Consider the following 1,432-nt stretch of genomic DNA (forward strand, 5'->3'; position numbering starts at 1 on the left):
ATCACATGCAGATCATGGAGGGGGATCTCGCCCGTACCATCGAGGCTAACCTCGGCCGCATCGCGCATATCCAGCTTGCGGACAATCCCGGCCGTCACGAGCCGGGGACGGGCGAGATCAATTTTCCCTTCCTGTACGAGCACATCGACCGCATCGGTTATGCCGGATGGGTCGGGGCGGAATACAAGCCGAAGGCAGGGACGGAGGCTGGGTTAGGCTGGTTTCGGGAGTTGAGCGGGCAGGGCAGTGCTGCGGCTTAGCGGCCAAGGCCCCCTCATCCGGCCCTTCGGGCCACCTTCTCCCCGGTGGGGAGAAGAGACAGGCATCAACGTCGGCATTCTCTTCTCCCCTCGGGGAGAAGGTGGTCGCGCTAGCGGCCGGATGAGGGGGCGTTTCACACAACCTTCTGGAGAACCACAATGGAAACCATCGGCTTCATCGGCCTCGGCATCATGGGCGCGCCGATGGCGGGGCATCTGCTGGACGCGGGCTATCATGTCATCGCCAGCGACCATCGCTCCAAGCCGCCGGCCGATCTCGTCGCCAAGGGGCTGAAGACCGTCACCGGCCACGCCGGCGTGGGCAAGGCTGCCGACATCATCATCCTGATGGTGCCCGACACGCCGCAGGTGGCCGATGTGCTGTTCGGCGACAACGGCGTCGCGTCCGGCCTGGCCAGGGGCAAGCTGGTCATCGACATGAGCTCGATCTCGCCGATCGAGACCAAAATGTTCGCAAAGAAGATCAACGATCTCGGCTGCGACTATCTCGATGCACCGGTCTCGGGCGGCGAGGTCGGCGCCAAGGCGGCGTCGCTGACCATCATGGTCGGCGGCGAGGAAACCCCATTCGAGCGCGCCAAGTCCGTGTTCGAGAAGATGGGCAAGAACATCACCCTGGTCGGGCCAAACGGGGTTGGCCAGACCACCAAGGTGGCCAACCAGATCGTCGTCGCGCTGACCATTGAAGCCATCGCCGAAGCGCTTGTTTTTGCTTCGAAAGCCGGCGCCGATCCGGCCAAGGTCAGGCAGGCGCTGATGGGCGGGCTGGCGGCTTCGCGCATTCTGGAAGTGCATGGCGAGCGCATGGTCAAGCGCACCTTCGCGCCTGGTTTCCGCGTCGAACTGCACCAGAAGGATCTGAACCTCGCGCTGGAGGGCGCGAAGGCGCTCGGCGTTTCCTTGCCCAACACCTCGACGACTCAACAGCTGTTCAATTCCTGCGCGGCCAATGGCGGCGCCAAGGAAGATCATTCGGCGCTGGTCAGGGCGCTGGAGCGGATGGCGGGGCATGAGGTGGGGTAGGAGGAGCGAGTAGCGAGTAGCGAATAGCGAATAGGGATTGCAGCCACGGATAGTCGGGATTCGACTTTCGCTACTCGCTACTCGCTACTCGCTACTCGCTACTCGCTACTCGCTACTCGCTACTCGCT

At 63.3% G+C, this 1,432-nt stretch carries 2 protein-coding genes; both read left to right on the forward strand.

Going from position 1 to position 1,432, the window contains the following annotated elements; genetic code table 11:
* Positions 1-260 (forward strand): TIM barrel protein (locus EN749_RS35720; RefSeq protein WP_245491584.1); only part of this gene is annotated, 260 nt, incomplete at its 5' end.
* Positions 261-419: 159 nt separating this feature from the next.
* The gene (locus tag EN749_RS35725; RefSeq protein ID WP_127810311.1) at positions 420-1,304 is read left to right on the forward strand and encodes a 2-hydroxy-3-oxopropionate reductase; all 885 of its coding nucleotides are present in this window, start codon (positions 420-422) and stop codon (positions 1,302-1,304) included.
* Positions 1,305-1,432 lie beyond the last annotated feature (128 nt).

Origin of the sequence: Mesorhizobium sp. M7A.F.Ca.ET.027.02.1.1, from assembly GCF_004022985.1 — a bacterium.
Classification (GTDB): Bacteria; Pseudomonadota; Alphaproteobacteria; order Rhizobiales; family Rhizobiaceae; genus Mesorhizobium.